The 17,398-nt window shown below is 42.4% G+C and carries 15 protein-coding genes; 3 read left to right on the top strand and 12 right to left on the bottom strand.

Going from position 1 to position 17,398, the window contains the following annotated elements; genetic code table 11:
* Nucleotides 1-11 precede the first annotated feature (11 nt).
* The 7 genes from KNP84_RS03455 to KNP84_RS03425 all read right to left on the bottom strand — a co-directional run bounded on the left by KNP84_RS03455 (nucleotide 12) and on the right by KNP84_RS03425 (nucleotide 4,898).
* Nucleotides 12-602: a hypothetical protein gene (locus tag KNP84_RS03455; RefSeq protein ID WP_215114252.1), complete on the bottom strand. Its 591-nt coding sequence runs from the start codon at nucleotides 600-602 to the stop codon at nucleotides 12-14.
* A 71-nt stretch (nucleotides 603-673) separates the two neighbouring features.
* Nucleotides 674-1,249, bottom strand: a complete 576-nt coding sequence (locus KNP84_RS03450; RefSeq protein ID WP_215114251.1) for a DEAD/DEAH box helicase family protein — start codon at nucleotides 1,247-1,249, stop codon at nucleotides 674-676.
* A gap of 15 nt (nucleotides 1,250-1,264) precedes the next feature.
* A complete protein-coding gene (locus KNP84_RS03445) occupies nucleotides 1,265-1,771 on the bottom strand; it encodes a GreA/GreB family elongation factor (RefSeq protein ID WP_215114250.1) in 507 nt (168 codons plus the stop codon).
* 29 nt (nucleotides 1,772-1,800) lie between these two features.
* Entirely contained in the window at nucleotides 1,801-2,445 is a 645-nt protein-coding gene (locus tag KNP84_RS03440) for a deoxynucleoside kinase (protein WP_215114249.1), read from the bottom strand.
* Complete coding sequence (locus KNP84_RS03435; protein ID WP_215114248.1) at nucleotides 2,426-3,364, bottom strand: radical SAM protein; 939 nt, start codon at nucleotides 3,362-3,364, stop codon at nucleotides 2,426-2,428. The genes KNP84_RS03440 and KNP84_RS03435 overlap by 20 nt, the downstream gene beginning before the upstream one ends.
* Before the next feature lie 167 nt (nucleotides 3,365-3,531).
* Entirely contained in the window at nucleotides 3,532-3,900 is a 369-nt protein-coding gene (locus tag KNP84_RS03430) for a hypothetical protein (protein ID WP_215114247.1), read from the bottom strand.
* Between the two features lie 23 nt (nucleotides 3,901-3,923).
* Nucleotides 3,924-4,898 (bottom strand): PDDEXK-like family protein, encoded by a 975-nt coding sequence (locus KNP84_RS03425; protein WP_215114246.1) that lies wholly within the window; start codon nucleotides 4,896-4,898, stop codon nucleotides 3,924-3,926.
* Between the two features lie 590 nt (nucleotides 4,899-5,488).
* Here KNP84_RS03425 and KNP84_RS03420 point away from each other — a divergent pair.
* The 3 genes from KNP84_RS03420 (at nucleotide 5,489) to KNP84_RS03410 (ending at nucleotide 10,533) form a co-directional block, all read left to right on the top strand.
* A complete protein-coding gene (locus tag KNP84_RS03420; protein ID WP_215114245.1) occupies nucleotides 5,489-7,606 on the top strand; it encodes a hypothetical protein in 2,118 nt (705 codons plus the stop codon).
* 64 nt (nucleotides 7,607-7,670) lie between these two features.
* A complete protein-coding gene (locus tag KNP84_RS03415) occupies nucleotides 7,671-9,440 on the top strand; it encodes a P-loop NTPase family protein (RefSeq protein WP_215114244.1) in 1,770 nt (589 codons plus the stop codon).
* The gene (locus tag KNP84_RS03410; RefSeq protein WP_215114243.1) at nucleotides 9,352-10,533 is read left to right on the top strand and encodes a hypothetical protein; all 1,182 of its coding nucleotides are present in this window, start codon (nucleotides 9,352-9,354) and stop codon (nucleotides 10,531-10,533) included. Before KNP84_RS03415 ends, KNP84_RS03410 begins: the two co-directional genes overlap by 89 nt.
* A gap of 55 nt (nucleotides 10,534-10,588) precedes the next feature.
* Here KNP84_RS03410 and KNP84_RS03405 read toward each other — a convergent pair whose 3' ends face one another.
* The 5 genes from KNP84_RS03405 to KNP84_RS03385 all read right to left on the bottom strand — a co-directional run bounded on the left by KNP84_RS03405 (nucleotide 10,589) and on the right by KNP84_RS03385 (nucleotide 17,387).
* Nucleotides 10,589-12,043, bottom strand: a complete 1,455-nt coding sequence (locus tag KNP84_RS03405; protein WP_215114242.1) for a 6-phospho-beta-glucosidase — start codon at nucleotides 12,041-12,043, stop codon at nucleotides 10,589-10,591.
* A 38-nt stretch (nucleotides 12,044-12,081) separates the two neighbouring features.
* The gene (locus KNP84_RS03400) at nucleotides 12,082-13,989 is read right to left on the bottom strand and encodes a beta-glucoside-specific PTS transporter subunit IIABC (protein WP_215114241.1); all 1,908 of its coding nucleotides are present in this window, start codon (nucleotides 13,987-13,989) and stop codon (nucleotides 12,082-12,084) included.
* A 278-nt stretch (nucleotides 13,990-14,267) separates the two neighbouring features.
* Nucleotides 14,268-14,861: a DUF4956 domain-containing protein gene (locus tag KNP84_RS03395; RefSeq protein WP_251131115.1), complete on the bottom strand. Its 594-nt coding sequence runs from the start codon at nucleotides 14,859-14,861 to the stop codon at nucleotides 14,268-14,270.
* 100 nt (nucleotides 14,862-14,961) lie between these two features.
* A complete protein-coding gene (locus KNP84_RS03390; RefSeq protein WP_021066326.1) occupies nucleotides 14,962-15,660 on the bottom strand; it encodes a polyphosphate polymerase domain-containing protein in 699 nt (232 codons plus the stop codon).
* Nucleotides 15,657-17,387, bottom strand: coding sequence for a CotH kinase family protein (locus tag KNP84_RS03385; RefSeq protein WP_215114240.1), 1,731 nt, complete (start codon nucleotides 17,385-17,387; stop codon nucleotides 15,657-15,659). The genes KNP84_RS03390 and KNP84_RS03385 overlap by 4 nt, the downstream gene beginning before the upstream one ends.
* Between the last annotated feature and the right edge of the window lie 11 nt (nucleotides 17,388-17,398).

Raw genomic sequence — 17,398 nt, 5'->3', positions numbered from 1 at the left:
GGTTTTTAGAGTTAGAAAGGAGAGTAAAATAATTCTTCTCTTCCTTTAACCTGAAACACGGACTCAGGGTGGTTTCTAGCATTGACACTGACTTTATATAACTCGATTAAATCTTGCTCGCTTAGACAAGAAAGATTCATTTCAAAGTCAGTTGTAGGTAGTAAATCTTGATATGTCAATAAATCAGTCAAATCCTCATTTTTTGTGGAACGTTGCCAACTTTTTAATGCTTGAAATAGATTAGCCGTTAGATTCTCAACGCTAATAGTAGCGTGGTAGTCAGCACCACGATCTAACATTTGTCTTCCTTCTTCTGAAAAAGCAATGTACCCATCATACTTGTTGATTGGAACAATCTCTTGTAAATCGTAACCTTTGGCTCTTAACATGACGACTTCTTCAGGAGATAGTGAAGCACCAGTACTTGCGAGCGCATCATATACACAGGAAATAATCGACTGTTCACTATTTCTTACTTTGAGCGTTTCAAGCACATTTTGAGCAATTTGAATCATGTCGGAAGGGACACCGCCCCAACTATAATAAGCATTTGCGATTACTTCATCATTAATAGTTACAGCTACAGTTAAACGTTCTCCCATGTTAATCCCCCTTATTTATATGTATATAGGAAATGCCTAAAGTCATACAAAGAGCATGACTTTAGGCATGGTTAGCCAATTGGATAACGAGTAGCATTCTTTACTATACTCTTTGCTTCTTCTACAATCTCTTCAAACGGACGATCACCGTTGATGACATGGGTTCGGTTTGTGAGGCCAAGTGTGTCTAATATCGATTCAAATTTCGTATCGAGTTTACTGTAGAAATCAGCAGCCCATTCCTTATTGTCTTTAAACGTAATCGTTCTAGACATGATTGTCTCTTTGGGTATTCGTAGCCAGATTCCAATTGCTTGTTCAATAAATGGCGACTGTTGGGCAAGACGAATTAATCTATCGACAGATTCTGGATTGCGTACAGCGGCATATGCGATATTACCAGGATGCCAAGTTTCTACTCCATAAATTTTTGGTGTACCGGCGAATGTATTGTCCCTTTGCAACTCCAAATCAGTCACTTCAAATTCAAACTCTTCACCTTGAAGGTCAGTCAAAAACTTTCGTTCATAGTACAAATCTTTTCCGATTTCAGAGCATCTTACCATACTTAAATCCTTTTGTAGCCTTTGTAGTAAGGAGGTTTTCCCACTGCAATGAGGTCCAATCACAAATACAACCGTTGCCATCTGCTCACCTCGTTTTCAAATTTTTGTAGATGACGCTTCTTCCCAGCTGCTGAACAGTTTTTCGATTCGGTACGTGGCAGGGCCAGCGGGAGTATCAAAAGTGGTTTCCTCTCCAACAGATAACCCCATCAAACTTTTGGCCACTGGAGAATCATAGTAAAGTTTGTTTTCTTCAATGTTTGATTCTCCATATCCTACAATTTCGTAAATTTCTCTTTCTGTGAAGTCTGGGTATACACAATTGCAGAGCGCAATAGATCCAATGTCAATTGCAGAAACATTTCTTTCATTAATTTCAATGAGGTCCGCCAGTCCCACTATCTTTTCGATTTCTTGGATACGCTTGTCTAAAATCCGTTCATCTTGTTCAAGCTTGTTAAAGTGTGGATTGTCATGCCATGTATCGCCACAAAGTGTGTAAGCAATGTTTTTTTCTTCACGCAACGTTTTTAACTCTTGCTTGAGTTTGTTAATATTTTCATCAATAACAATCTTGCCCGTGGTTGTGATTTTAACTGTCATACATAGTTCTCCTGTCATTCGTTAATTATTTATCGCACATGGGAGACGATTAACTCATATAACTCATCCCCCAAAGTTGCCAATTCTTTGTCCCCGGGTAACAAAATCCAATTTGTTTTCCGTATCCGATGGGGAGACGCTTCACTCATCATTGCTTTATAAGCTAATTCCATTTCACGTAAACGGATAGCAGTATCATCGATATCACGTTCCTTATCGCGAGTGTCGATTCGCGTTCGAAGAATAGAATGCGGGACATCGATATAGACAACGATATCAGGGCTCTTAATTTTGTTCTCAAATAAATTGATGATTTGAAGATGGAAGCGTCGTAACCATTTGTTAGAACTCCATTTAGTGGCATAGCTCGTGATTAGACTACGTTCTCCAAGTACTAGAGGTTTTGACCAATCGGCAATTTCAGCGGCATGATTTGAGCGAGCAGCATATAAAAAAATACGAACTAGACGATTGTCACGCAATGAAGGGTGTTGCCTGATGAGGCGTTCGAAGAAAAAGTCGGGAGGTGCGGCTCTAGTTGGTGAAACTGTCGAAAATTCAACTTGGTTTTCCTCTAACTTTTCAATCAGGTAATTAAATAAGGTTGTTTTTCCAGATCCCTTCAAACCTTCCAGACAAATATAAGTAGACGCCTTAGTTTTCAATAGGATCACGCTGCCAATTCCTGACTTGATTGAACGCATCAGTCAACTCTGATTCGTTTTGATTTGTCAAAGTTTGCTTAATTGAAATTCTGTTCTCGTGACTTGCTAAGCAAGGAATTAAGCTGCCTGAAGCAGACAAGCGCAATGGGAAAATCCCTTCACGACACTGATCTTTGACTTTACAAGTATCGCAAAAATGATAGGGTTTTTGTTCTGAAAGTTCGTCGTCGCGCAGTAGAATTACGCCACCTGTTTTTAATGTAATGAGCCTCTTCATGATTCCTTCGTTGTCTATTACAACTTTCTCGCTCTCTACACCGTTTTGAGTGATTTTTTCATAAAGTTCGTTCAGAGTAGTTCGATGATTACTTGATTTTTCAATCACCGGAAGCACTACTAAAGTCAAAGATCGTTGAGTAACAAAGTCAATTAAATCTTCTAGGTCTTTATCAGATGATAAACCCGTGTAGACAAAATTGATTTTCATGTTTGTAAAACCGACCTCAATCGCATGATCAATCCCATCGATGATTTTCTCTAAGCTGACCTTCTGTTTAACCATCATCTTGTTGTATTTATCGACATCGAGAGTGTGCAAGCTGACGTTTATGCGTTGAAGGCCGGCATCTTTTAAGGGCTTGGCTAGTTCAGTTAATTTAGTACCGTTAGTAATCATAGAGAAATCATCAAGCTCGAGGGCAGATAAACGTTCGACGAGCTGAATAATATCTTTACGAATGGTCGGTTCTCCACCTGTGAGTTTAAACTTTGAAAAGCCTTGTGTTTTGGCAATTTTACAAGCATATTCTAGTTCGTCTAAAGATAACTTTTCCCCTGTTATAGGAGCCCCTTCGTTATGACAAAAGAAACAAGAAAGATTGCATGTGTTGACTACTGAGATTCGTAAATAACTACTCTGTTTTAGCATAAATTCTCCTAATTAACCGTTTTTATAAAGAAATCCCCTTTAAAAACTAAAAACAAAATCATTAATGTAATTATATTACATTTGATATTATGTTTACCTAATAATTGAAAAAATTTTTTAAATAAGTTAGAGTTTGTAAATCCCTTTAATTGTATGCCGTTCGCACTTTAGTTGTTGGATGGCAGGGAATCTGGTTGAGGATATAATACGGCCAATACATTCAATACTGTTGTCTCGAATTCTTTAAATGTAGAGGACATGACCAGTGAAGTCATCGCACGTTCTACGCAAGTTGAATCTGTCCAATCGGATACAGAAGTACTTGCGGTATAAATCTTCGTATACTTCTTCCCTTGAAGCATACCGGACGGTCGAAACGAAATCCCTTGTTCACATAATGCTTCTAACAATGTCAATCGGTTCGGATAATCAAGGGGACCGACTTCTACGTGAATTTTTAAATCTTGATTCCACTCCCGCGAAAACCAAATAATCAATCCATAACCAAGCCAATAGCTATTACCGAGTTGTTCCATGCGTTCTAAGTAAGGCGCCCATTTTAAAGAGACAAAGTTCGGACTTTTGCATGCGGACGGTGCAGAGTTTCTGGCAATTTTTGTTTATCCGCAAACTTCAAGAAAGATTGGTAGAGAATATTGCTTCCCATTTTAAATATGTAATCGATTGTTTTACTTTTCTTTGCATAGAATCTTTTCAAATGATCACGTTGAGATGAGGATAAATGTTTGAGCGCTGTGACGGCTTCACGCAACTCAATTTGCTTTTGGCGATTTGTGTCTTGATAGGCGTTTGCACAGATTAAATGAATAGCCGAAGCATAGTTTTGATACAGATTCATCGCCATTTGCATCGTTTTATCATCCTCAACCAACTGTTCTTCGAGCAACGCTATATAAAAACTTAAGAAATCATAGATGCTGTCAGCAATCGTTTCTTTATTCAAATCGAGTTCTTGCGTGATGATTTGGAGTACATCTTCATATGCCAACATCCAATAAGCATCATGAGACGGCGGCTCACCGGACAGTGTCAAAAAAACAGGTAAAACGCGCCATTCATCGTTTGCATACTTTTCTGAAACACTCGTTAAATAACGATCAAGTTGACCGGGAGATTCAGCTGAGTGAAATTTGTTTTCGATAAGTAAAATGATATTTAGTGAGGGAATCTCAATCAGCAAATCAATCGCACCATTTCCATTTGTCAACCATTCTCGATGGACAACGACATCAGAGAGTGATGTATGGAGAAATGACAAATAATCAAAATTATCGATTTTTTCTTCATTATCAGGTTTGGTAACGAGATTCATTAGTACTTTTCGTAAGAAGAAACTACCGAGCCGGTGATTTTCGTTAGGATCGAATAGCCAAGCTAACACGTTCGAGTGACGAATCTCGTACTGGTCAACACGCAGTACTTTAAGTGGATTGAATTGATCAAAGTGTTGATGAAGTTCGTGGAATTTCGTTGAATTTTCGAGTTGTAAGATGGTATCGAGCGAATAGGACATATGGGCCTCCTAAAGAAGAGTTAATGAGGTTAGTAAACTATAAAAGAAATAGATAGGTTGTAAAAATATTGGACGTGGTCATAAAATTTCTATGGATTTGTATAAAAGAAAGGTTAAAGACAGAAAAGGACTTATCATTTAACGTTGAGTGTTCAATTTTTTTGAGCTTTGTTCGAAATCACAAGTAATGAACTATAATATTTTGGTAATTAACCGATGGTTTACTTGGATTTATTGTATAATTGATTACATATAGTTACAAATAATTTATGAAGGAGCAACTATAATGGCTCGTAAGGTACGGAGTGATTGTACAGTAGGCACATTCGAAAAGAAGAATGGCTTACCGCCAGGAACGATTCGAAATACAAATGGTAGAGATACAAGGAGTGATAAGAAAATCGGGACGATTAGAAAAGAATCAGAACGTAAATGAATTTAACCGAGCTCTGGATGCTTTTAAAGTCATGACCAGTGTGAATAAGAACGGACTTCTCAATTGCATAAAGAGATGTCTGTTTTTTTACTAATTACTACACACACAAATCGGAATGTAAGCGCTTGAAAACATAAAAAGGAGTGTGTCAACAATGGAACGACAACTTGAATTTAAAACAGAATTTACAGTCCAAGCGATGTTGCATGAACTGCATGAACTCATTGCGAAAGCGAATCGGCTTAATCTCGATACAAAAGAACTCGTAAATATTTATCAGGACTTACAGGTTATGAATTTGATTTCAACGCGTCATGTAATTAGTGTGGCCGGACTACAAAGCGCAGGGAAAACGTTGATTGTGAAACGAACGCTAAATTTGCCAGAAGATCTTTTGGTATCGGAAGTTGGGGTCGGAGAAAAGCGACCTGTACTGATTTCGTCTGATGATACAGCATCAGAAATCAAGTACATGGTGAAGAGAGCGGTTAAAACGAGTTCAGGAAGTTTTGAAACCCAAAGTGATCTCATCACAAAACAATTTTTAAATGAGAGTGTTCAAAATCCAACCGAAGAAATGCTATGGTTTGAAATTATACTCCCTAAAAATGATGTTATTGGACATCTCACTCTTGCGTTGTTGCCAGGTTTTGAAAGGACTGACCGCTCAGATTCTCAAAAATTCCTTAAAATATTTTTGAATAGTTCTACAGGAATTATTCTTGTACTGAACCATATGCGTCTTGCGCAAAAGATTCAAGAAGATTTGCTTCGAAGAGTTGCCAACAACTATAAAGAGAAGTCGCCTGGTTTCGTTATCACGTACGCCAACGAGTTAACGTCAGAAAAGATGGAGAAAATTCGTCAAAACTTATTTGAAAAATTTCAGATTGATGATGAAAAACAAATTGTTTTATCAGATACAGATATTAAGGATGTCCCTCAAAAAATGGAAAGATTGATTAAAAACAATAGTCACTATACGCAGGCATCGTTAAATCTTCACCACGAAAAATTAATGGAACTTAGTGTGTCCTTATCGGAAGAGTTAACAGTTCTTAGAGAGCAACTTGAGGTTAAAGAGAATCATTCACTGAGAACGCAACGAGAACTTCGGACAATTCAACGTTCTTTTGAGGCGGCGCGCGAGAATTATATTGAAAGACTAGACGAGAGATTAAAAGAACAATTTGATCAACACATTCAAGGCTGTATAGAGGAAATTACAGAAAGCATAAAAAATGAAAGATATAACAGTATAGAAAAAGTAAAAGCGTTATTTAAGAATGATTTAAATTTTAATGAACGTATAGAGATTCAAGAGCTCATTAAAGAAACTTATGCACCAAAAGGTGAGCGAGAACTAGATTACATGATTGTGAATTCTATTGAGGCGGTGAATCAACGAAATCTGAATAAGAGCCAGCCTAACGTAGTCTCAACTAAAAAAATCAGAACCTCGCCATCGTCAAGCACAATGAAATTTATAGAGACAAGTAACGATAATAATATTATGCAACAAGCTAACAAAGAAGTGTCTGTAAGTGACGCTGAAACGTCTGATTTTAGTAAAGTCTTAAATTCTGTGAATCAGTATTTGAATACAACTAATCTCGAGGTGACACTAACGGAACAAGAAATTAAACAGCTTCCTATTATCGCAGGAATGATTATGCAGCACTTAATTTTGACAAGAGGAGAGATTGGGAATCAAGAATTTTTTACTGAAGGAGTCGAACAATACAAACTATTTCAAGACAAATCATTAGATATGGAGACGGTTCATCAGGAATATTCAAATCTCTTTTTGGATGCGAATCGTGTTGCGACAGGAGCAGCAATCTTTTTTGGTGTGGATGCACTTGATGGTACGCTAAATGGTTTTGAAGCAATCGGGGGATTACTAGGTACCCTTGGAATTTCAGCGACGTTAGGTACAACACTATCAGTTGTTGGACTTAGTACTATTACAGGATTAATTGCAGTTCAAAAAGGATCAGCAAAAATCGAAAAATTCAAATATGAACGTCATGAATACTCGCGCAAAGTACTAGAAGCGACAGCGAATCATCAGCGTGAGGCGATGCTCGGAGGCGTCAATAGAATTATGGATGAAATACAGGAGAAATTAGCGTATGCCTATCAAGTACGTCGTCAAGACGGATTAGACATTGGGTTGTATGAAGAGGTTGAAGTTCGGATACAAAGACTAGAAAATCAATGCGGAAAATTAAGAGAAGAGGCGTTTCGAAATGCGGGACTCCTTAATTGAACTCCAAAAGAATCGATATAAGTGGGCCGATGAGGCAAGGAATGATTTCTTAAAACGATTCCAAATGTACGATATTGAAGAAGGGATCCCGGATTCCGAGGCTGTCGTCATATCGGTGTATGGCCCAACACAAGTCGGTAAAACAACATTGATTTTAAATCTACTCGGTGTCAAAGAAGAGGCAATCAATGAGCTGTCAATGTTTCTAAGGGGAAAGCGCGATTTAGGAAAGTCGGCAACAGTCACAGTTATGCGATATCAAATCTCAGATACGGAAGAATATGTGTTGACGTTGCCAGGTGAATCAGCGACTGTAATCCATACATCAGATATGTTGGAAGAGTCATTGGCTGAACTTAGGGAGAAAGTAGAACAGGGGCAACACAATGAAATTGCTCCTGTTCTACTTGGATTGCCTAAATCAAAATTTGCGCAATCTAATGTTACGCTCGAACTATTAGATTTGCCTGGTATTGAATCTGCCGACGAAAGAGAAGTAGGGCACGTTGAAAGATGTATTAAATATTGGATACCACGCTCGCACGTTTGTTTAATCGTTAATAGTGCGTCTGATTTAACTTTTTTAAGAGACATTGAGCTGAGTCATTTGAAATACTGGTATGAATATCCTGATAGTTTTTATGTGGTGTTAACGAGAGCTTTTTCTCCTGACTCAGTCAGAAAGAGACTTCAAACAAAAGAAATTCTCGACGCGATAGAACTTAAAAACTATTATGACAGAGAAATTACGGATATTCTTGGGTTTACCACTGAGATGATTTATCCAATCGAAATTGGTCACAGTCTCGAATGTTTACAACCATTTGAACAAAAACTGGCAGGTAAAGTGATGGACGAACTTAAAGAGAACATTAACTGTATAAATCGTCAGTCTATATCCTTCAACTACTTGACAAGATATTACGAGAAAGTGATACGAGAAAGTGAGGAGGAGATTGCATTCTTAGAGCAAGAGCTAAACCTCAAAAGAACAAAAATAAGTGAACATAAAAAGAGACAGAATACGCTTGATTGTGCAAATGAAGAGAAAAATCATGCTGATAAAGAGCTTCTTGAGGTATTAGAAGAAGTTAATAAGAATTTCAGCCCATTTTTTACGGATTTGTGGAGACACGGAACATGGGAACACCAAATTGATAAATCGGTTAGACAGCTACAGTCACATATGTCAAAAAAATCATTGAACAATGGTTTTCTTGAATTGAAAGATTCATTTGAGGAACAGATAAATAATCGGATTTTAAAGATGAATAAGTCACTAGAAAAATTGAATCGAGAGGTCGCTAGTTTAGATAAAAATTTAAAAATAAGTGCGCCCGTGTCTATTGACTTCGATATGTGGGATGAATCGAAAGTTGATAGATATATTTCTAAAAAAAATTACAGAAAACAAATCGAGGTAATGAAAGAACGACTTTTAAATCTCACAATTGATTCTTGCGAATCACTATACAAAGAAGCAGATAAGATTTATTCAAGTCTTCATGCTCATTATAAAAAACTAAAAGAAGAGCAAGATTTGAAACGACGATTTCTAGAGAGACAAAAAAGAACAAGCAATCAGAGAATCAAAAGAATTGAACGCGAAATCTTTGAAGACGAAATAAGGCTATCGAAAATACAATCTTCTTGGCAAGAAGAACGAGACCACGCTCGAACGTATATGAATTATTTTGTAAAACATTTTAATATCAGAAAAGAGGATCTTTACAGGCAAGCGGTAAATGGGAACACAAAAGAACGCTATATGGCTGGAATATATCTACTCCTTCTTGAGAGAGATTTCAATCACATTATCGAGACGTTGGGGTGAAAAAATGAACCTAAGGAAACCAAGAGAAAGTAAAAATGAACAAGTACTCTATGAACAAGCTATTACCTCGTTAAAAGAATTAAATGATGAGGTTTTTTTGAATCGTTTTCGAGAAGAAATACAGGAACTTCTCGTATCCATCCAAGCTGAAATTAATGACTTGTCTGATGCGATAAAAAAAGAAAAATCGTTTATTCAGAGCGCTGTTGAAGGTATGGGTCATTCAGTTAAAAAGGTTAACAATGAATCAATCTCTAACAGTCAGGAGGTAAAACAAAGCATTCATGCGTCTTTTCAAAACTTCTCTGTCGAATACAGCAATGGAATTGAACACATAAAAGATTCAATCAACCGGTCTAACGAATATTCAAAAGATTTGATTGGTTCATATGTCGGCAAGTACGAACTGCAACTACAGCAATCACACGAAAGACAAAAGGAAGCATATGACCGCCTGAAAAAGGTATCAGACAACCTTAATGATTATATCTCTAAGTTGGAAGGGCTACACACTCGTTGGCTAGAGACGTTATTTGAATTCAAGGCGGGCATGGCCGATAGATTCACGACAATTGAACATAATATCGAGAGACAGAGAAAACTAATCGGGGAGACTGAAGAAAGATTATTGAACCAAATCAATCAAATTGAAGGAATGATAACTCAAGTGACCAATGAACAGCGACTTTCGGCAGAAACGTATGAGGAGAAGTGGTATTCATCTCTTGACGAGCAAAAGAACTTGTTTCAAAAAGTTGAAGTTCAATTAATAGAGCGTATTAATAGTATGGAAAACGCGATTAATCTGCTTACGAACGAACGTGGAGGTTGGGAAACAGTCATCAATCACCAAAAGACAATTTGGAAGAATGAATTGATCGAACGAGCTGAAATAGATTCTCTTAATCGAACCAAACTATTAGAGGAATTAAAAAGCGCAAATGAATTGTTGGCATTACAGAATTTGCAAGAACTTCAAACAGAAAATAATCAATTGAATGTTCGGCAGGAGACTTTAGCGAAGCAGAACCGTCTCTTCATGAGTGGGCTGATTGTTTTAAGTGCTCTGCAAATAATTTTGCATTTTATTTAATCTATGGTTAACGCAAACAAAGCAGCTCCAGCCAACCTGGCCGAAGCTGCTTTCTTCATTTCTCTACAGACGCCTTCAGAGTCACTTCTTCACCGTTCGTCGCGATGACTTGCTTGTACCAATCAAAGCTCTTCTTCTTCGAGCGGGTGAGGGACCCGTTACCTTCATTGTCTTTGTCGACGTAGATGAAGCCGTAGCGTTTCTTCATCTCGCCAGTCGAGGCGCTGACCAAGTCAATCGGACCCCAACTCGTATAGCCGAGAATCTCGACGCCGTCCTTGATGGCCTCATGCATCTGTTCGATATGCTTCGCCATATAGTCGATGCGGTAATCGTCCTCGACGTAGCCGTTCGCGTCTGGCGTATCGACGGCACCGAGTCCGTTCTCGACAACGAACAACGGTTTTTGGTAGCGGTCGTACAGTTGGTTCGCCGTGATGCGGAAGCCGGTCGGGTCGATCGTCCAGCCCCATTCCGACTTCTCGAGGAACGGGTTCTCGAGCGAGCTGAAGATGTTACCTTCGGTCGATGCGTTGATTTCCGGGTCCGTGCTCGTCGTCCGGCTCGCATAATAGCTGAAGCCGATATAGTCGACCGTATGCTGTTTCAACAACTCGAGGTCGCCGTCTTCCATTTGGAGCGTGATGCCGTTTTCGTCGAGGAAACGTTTGGCATAGCCCGGGTACTCGCCGCGCGACTGGACATCGATGAAGAAGAACGATTCACGGTCCTTGTCCATCGCGTCCAAGACGTCGTCCGGGTTGCACGAGTAGGCATACGTCTGACCGGCCGCGAGCATGCAACCGACTTGCATGTCGGGATTGATGGCGTGCGCTGCCTTGACCGCTTTCGCGCTCGCGACGAGTTGATGATGCGCCGCCTGATATTTCACTTGCTGCTTGTCTTCACCGTCCTCAAAGACGAGACCGGCGCCGATGAACGGCAAATGGAGCAACATATTAATCTCGTTGAACGTCATCCAATATTTCACTTTGCCGTTATAGCGGGTGAACAGCGTCGTCGCGTACGTCTCGAAGAAGTCGACGACACGACGGTCGCGCCAACTACCGTAGTTTTGGATGAGGCTGACCGGAACGTCGAAGTGGGCGATCGTGACGACCGGTTCGATCCCATGCTTCAACAGTTCGTCGAAGATGTCGTCATAAAACTGTAGCCCGGCCTCGTTCGGCTCGGCGTCGTCGCCGTTCGGGAAGATGCGGGCCCATGAGATCGACAGGCGGAGTGCCTTGAAGCCCATCTCGGCGAACAGCGCGATATCTTCTTTATAACGGTGATAGAAGTCGATCGCTTCGTGTGACGGATAAAACTCGCCTGGCACCGGCTCGAGTGACGGTAAGTCGCCGAACATGACGTCGAACCGCTTCTTCCCGGTCGGCAACAAGTCGACCGTCGTCAAGCCTTTGCCACCTTCTAAGTACGCACCTTCAGCTTGGTTCGCGGCGATGGCGCCGCCCCATAAAAATCCGTTTGGAAAACTCATTAAATCCATCCTTTCTCAGATAGGGGAGGGACGAGCCCTCCCACATTTTATTCGTTGATGACAAACAAGGCTTCGCCTGAGCGAACGTTTGTGGCGCGGCTCGGTGAAATCACTTTCCGGTTCGTGACGATGACCGGTGTCGTGAGGGCACGGCCAGAGCGTTTGATTGCGTCGAGGTCGAACTCGATCAACAGCTGTCCTTTCTCGACAAATTCGCCTTGCGTGACGTGTGCTTTAAAGTGTTTGCCTTCGAGTTGAACCGTGTCCATACCGATATGGATGAGCACCTCAGCCCCGGTCTCGGTCGTGATACCGATGGCGTGATGCGTTGGGAAGAGGGCGGACACCGTCCCAGATACCGGGGCGACGAGCTTGCCTTCCGTCGGTTCGATGGCGACACCTTGGCCGAGTGAGCCCGATGAGAAGGCGACGTCCGAGATATCTTTCAAGTTGACGACGTTGCCGGCAAGTGGACTGAGGATTTGCTCTTGGCCGACTTTTGTCGCTGATACTTCTTGTGAGACCGGTGTGACTTCTGGTTGTGGTGTTGCGGCGACCGCTTTATTGACGCCACCGAAGAGATACGTCAAGACGAAACCGACGACGAAGGCGGCGGCCGTTCCGATGAGTGAACCGTAGAAGCCGGTCGTGATGCCTTCCGGTGAGATGTTCGACGGGTACCCGAAGACGCCGAGTCCACCGATGATATACACTTGTGTACCCATGATGCCCATGATCCCACCACCGACGGCACCACCGATACAGCTCATGATGAACGGTTTCTTGAGCGGGAGCGTGACACCGTAAATGGCCGGCTCGGTGACCCCGAAGATGCCTGAGATGAAGGCCGGGATAGAGAGCGTTTTGATTTTTTGATTTTTAATACGAAGGAAGACTGCGAGTACGGCACCGATCTGTGCGAATGAGGCTGCGAAGACGAGTGCGAGTACAGGGTCGGCCCCGAGTGACGTCAAGTTGTTGATGGCGACTGGGACGAGTCCCCAGTGAAGGCCGAAGATGACGAATACTTGCCAGAGACCACCGAGGAAGATCCCGGCGATGAGCGGGCTCAAGTTGTAGACGGCGACCGTAGCGCTACCGAGCAACATACCAGCCCATGTCGCGATTGGTCCGATCAAGATGAACGTGAGCGGGACGATGATGAGCAATGTAAGTAACGGGACGATGAACATTTTGACGACGTCTGGAATGACCGTCTTCAAGAAGTTCTCAAGCTTCGCTGCGAAGAACGCCGCGATGATGATCGGGATGACCGATGTCGAATACGTCATCAAGATGACCGGCACACCGAGGAACGTGATATGGATCGGTGACTCGAACATGGTGCCGGCGAAAACGGTGTAAAGCGGGTCACCGGCCGTGAGCGTCGACAGCGTCGGATAGACGAGCGCCGCCCCGATGGCCATCCCGATGAACGGACTGCCGCCGAACTTCTTAATGGCTGTATAGCCGAGGAAGATTGGGAAGAAGTAGAACAACGAGTCGCCGATGGCGTTCAATAGCTGATACGTGCCCGATGTGGCGTCGAGCCAACCGAGGGCGACGAAGAGGGCGTTGAACCCTTTAATCATCCCGGTCGCGGCCAAGACGCCCAGGACAGGGGTGAAGATGCTAGAGATGATATCGATGAACCGGCTGAATAATGATCCTTTCGGGCCTTCCTCTTCTTCGATCGGTGACTGGTTCTGGAAACCGCCGACTTCGACGACCGCTTTATACACGTCCGGGACGTGGTTGCCGATGACGACCTGGTATTGGCCGCCGCTCTTCATGACGGTGACGACACCGTCCATGTTTTTGAGTGCTTCCGTGTTGGCCTTGCTCTCGTCTTTTAATTTGAAGCGCAAACGGGTGATACAGTGGACGACGCTGTTGACGTTCTCTTTGCCGCCGACTTGCTGGATAATGTCGCGTGCGAGCTGTTCATACTTCATGTCCATACCTTCCTTTTTCATTGGATTTTTGGTTTGCGTCAAATAAAAAACCTGACCCGTGTCAGATGAGATACGTGAAATCACGTCTACCATCTGACTCGAGTCAGGTTATGCCCACTAAAGGTAACATTCCTGCGCAGGAGACCGTTCAGTTGTTATTTGATACTTGAAATGTAGCACGTGCCAAAACAAAATGTCAACGCTTACATTTAGGAATTTTCAGATTTCTTTATTTAGACAAAAATGGACTCACCATGAGGTGAGTCCATTGGATTGGATTATACGGCGTAGTCTCCGTTGTATTGGACGAGTGAGACGTCGCGGACTTCTTCAATATCGTTCAGTCGGTTCATGAAAGCTGTATTGTCGATTTTCAAGCGTAACTCCGCCGTCAATTCGACGACATCTTTCCGAACGATTTTTGATTTGAGCGTGTAATCGAGTTGCTGCAGTTCACGTCGTACTTCATCGTTCCCATCTTCATAGTAATGGATTACGAGAAGATAAAGCGTATCGGTATGCTTTTTCCGGGACAACATGAAGATGACAGCTCCGACGACAACCGCGCCGAACAACGTCAAAAAGTAGAGTCCCGCGCCACTCGAGATGCCGGCCGCGATTGCCCAAAACATAAAGACGACGTCGAACGGGTCTTTGATGGCTGTCCGGAAACGGACGATACTGAGTGCACCGACCATCCCGAGTGATAAGACGACGTTCGTCGAAATGGTCATAATGACGAGGCACGTAATCATCGTCATGACGAGCAACGTGGCATTGAAACTCGGACTGTACAGGACACCTCGGTATGTCATTTTATAGATGAAGTAGATGAAGCCGCCGGCAATAAAAGCAGTCAACAACCCTAACATCACATCGATAATTGATAAATTTCCGAAGGTAAATTCGTTTAAGAAGCTATTTTTAATGACATCGTTAAAGTTTATTGTTGTATCCATTGATTCCACTCTTTCATAATCCATGATAACGAATGCTGGCCATCCGACAGTGAACATACTTCGAAATGGCAGATCGTTGGTGTGACTCTAACTGCAATAATTGGCGTACATACTCCGGCAAGAATTCATCGTACTTCACTTCCAAAATCGTCTTTGGATAGTCGAGTACTTCTTCCGATACAGGGTGCTTCTCGAACAAATCGACACTGTTCGTGACGAAGCTGAGCTCTTTATCGAACGTGACTCGGACATTGCCGAGGGTCCCGACGTATGCCTCACGAACATAGTCGACGATGACACGGGGACGCATTTGGGAGCTCGTCAGATAGTAGTAAAACTCTTGGTATAGCTGCCCTGTTTTCTTCAACAAGAAGTCATAGTCCCAGTCTAAGATTTGTTCATATTCTTCACGCGTAATCGGGACAGAGGATTTTAAAATGTATTCACCTTGCCGACTTTTTTTCTCGAGCTTGATGACGTCTTCTGAGTAGTTGTACGTTCGGATCCGAAACTTTTTACGGCGGAAGATTCCACTGTTTTTTTGAATCAAATCGTGATCATACACGTTGTCGAAATAAAGACTGCGAATCAAGTAGCCGTCCCGACTGACGGAGTGCCGGTCTTGAGTCAGGACGAGACTGATTTTGTCGCGAAGGGTCGCGTAATCTTTTTCATTAATAAAGTATTTGAGTTCGTGCCGGAATCGCTTCATGGTTTTGCTCCTGGTATGACAATTTGTTGGACTCCCCAATGCATCGTACGGTCGTTATCACGGTAATAGTCAAATGGGATTTGTGTATTTCCTTCCGCATCTGTGACCGTGACACGCCAATAGTAACGACCGGGGTCAAGGCTTGGAATCGACTGAGAAAACGTCGTCATGTTTTGCTTTTCGGTGACGAGCGTTGAAAAATCAGGAGATTTACTCAATTCAAAGTGATATCGTAACTCATCGTTTTGGATGTCGTATGAAGCATCCCATCGGAAGACATCTTGCTTCCCTTCACGAGCGTAGTTAAGGAAAATCGGCATTGGATTTTCGAGAGAACGAATAAAATCTTTATGATATTTCGAAGTGATATTTTCGAGTGTACGATAACTCGTCGCATAATCTTTTGCTTCGACGCTTAAGAAGCGAATATCTGGTTCACTCGTGACGAGTGGGGCGACAACCGGATAGAATCCATCAATCAATCGTTTCGTATTGTCCGCATTGATGACGCGCGTCAATTCCTCCATTTTTTTCTTCAGTGCCTCGACGTGATCCGGGTCTTTTAAATAACGGCGATGGAGGACAGTTCCCCAGTAACGTTGGACACCTTGTTGCCAACTTGGCATGACGTCCGTCCGTTCAGTATCTCGCCCGAGTGCTTTGTCGAAGTCCCAAGGCATGAAATACCATTTTTCCGAGTTGAGCGGACTATATAAATAATAGTTCGTCGACATCGTGTCATAGTTTCCAAACAAAATATTCGTCCCAAGCCACGTTAAGTAATTGTCCTCATCGAAATAGGTGTCGAATACTTCGTCGAACGGTTTGGATAAATCATTCAAATCATCGAGCATGGTTAACAACTCTTCATGATTATCCGAACCATTGATTTTGAGCACCGACTCGAATGCTTTTTTGTCATAAGTCGGATCGTCTTTCGCTTTTAAGGCATCCGGGTAGCGGTGAAACTCAAAGTTTTCTGCTTTGTATAAATGACCATCTGGGTTCAATCCGCGCGCAGAGAGCGCCTCCTCATTCAGTTGTTCGACATGCGTATAGAGGCCGTAACTGACAAATTCGTCAGCCTGGCTCGGATCCGTCATATCGCGGACATGCAATTGAACGAAGTTGGTACGCAAACTTGAGATATCATCGAGTTGTTCGTAATAGGCGAAGGCCAAACGATTGCGAACTCGTGTCCGGTCGTCCGCATGTTTATTTAAATTCAGTACACTTTGGCCGTACCACAGCCCGGCGCTGTCTTGGAGTCGGATTTTATACGACTTTTGTGGTTCTAAACGGCTCGATCGCCCCCGTAGTTCGATGGTGGCATTGACGGTGGCGTCATCAAACAAGTTGATGGAATCAGGACCTTCAGCATCGCCTGACTCAAAATGGACGAACAGCTTCGGACCGCTCTCAAGGTTGCTATACTGTTTATACGATTCATTTAAATCATACAGAGTGATGTCGTTTTCCGGTACCGACTTTTGGTCGAACACAGTGACGTATACGTGCTCAAGCCGGTTGCCATCATGGCTGGCATACACCCGTTTGTCTTCAGCGAACGACGTTTCGGACGATTTTGCCTCTGGCGATGTGACAGTCGATGAGGCTGATGTCGACGTCGATGTCGATGGAGACTTTAGAATGGCTTGAAGGCCAAGCAAAACAAAAAATAAGCAGATGATACTGATTGTCGTTTTCGGATAAGGCAACCGTTTCATTAATTAACTCC

Source organism: Exiguobacterium sp. s70 (assembly GCF_018618315.1).
In the GTDB taxonomy this organism is placed as follows: domain Bacteria; phylum Bacillota; class Bacilli; order Exiguobacteriales; family Exiguobacteriaceae; genus Exiguobacterium; species Exiguobacterium chiriqhucha.
Note: the sequence above shows the minus strand (reverse complement) of the source record. Positions and strands in the feature narration are given on the sequence as shown.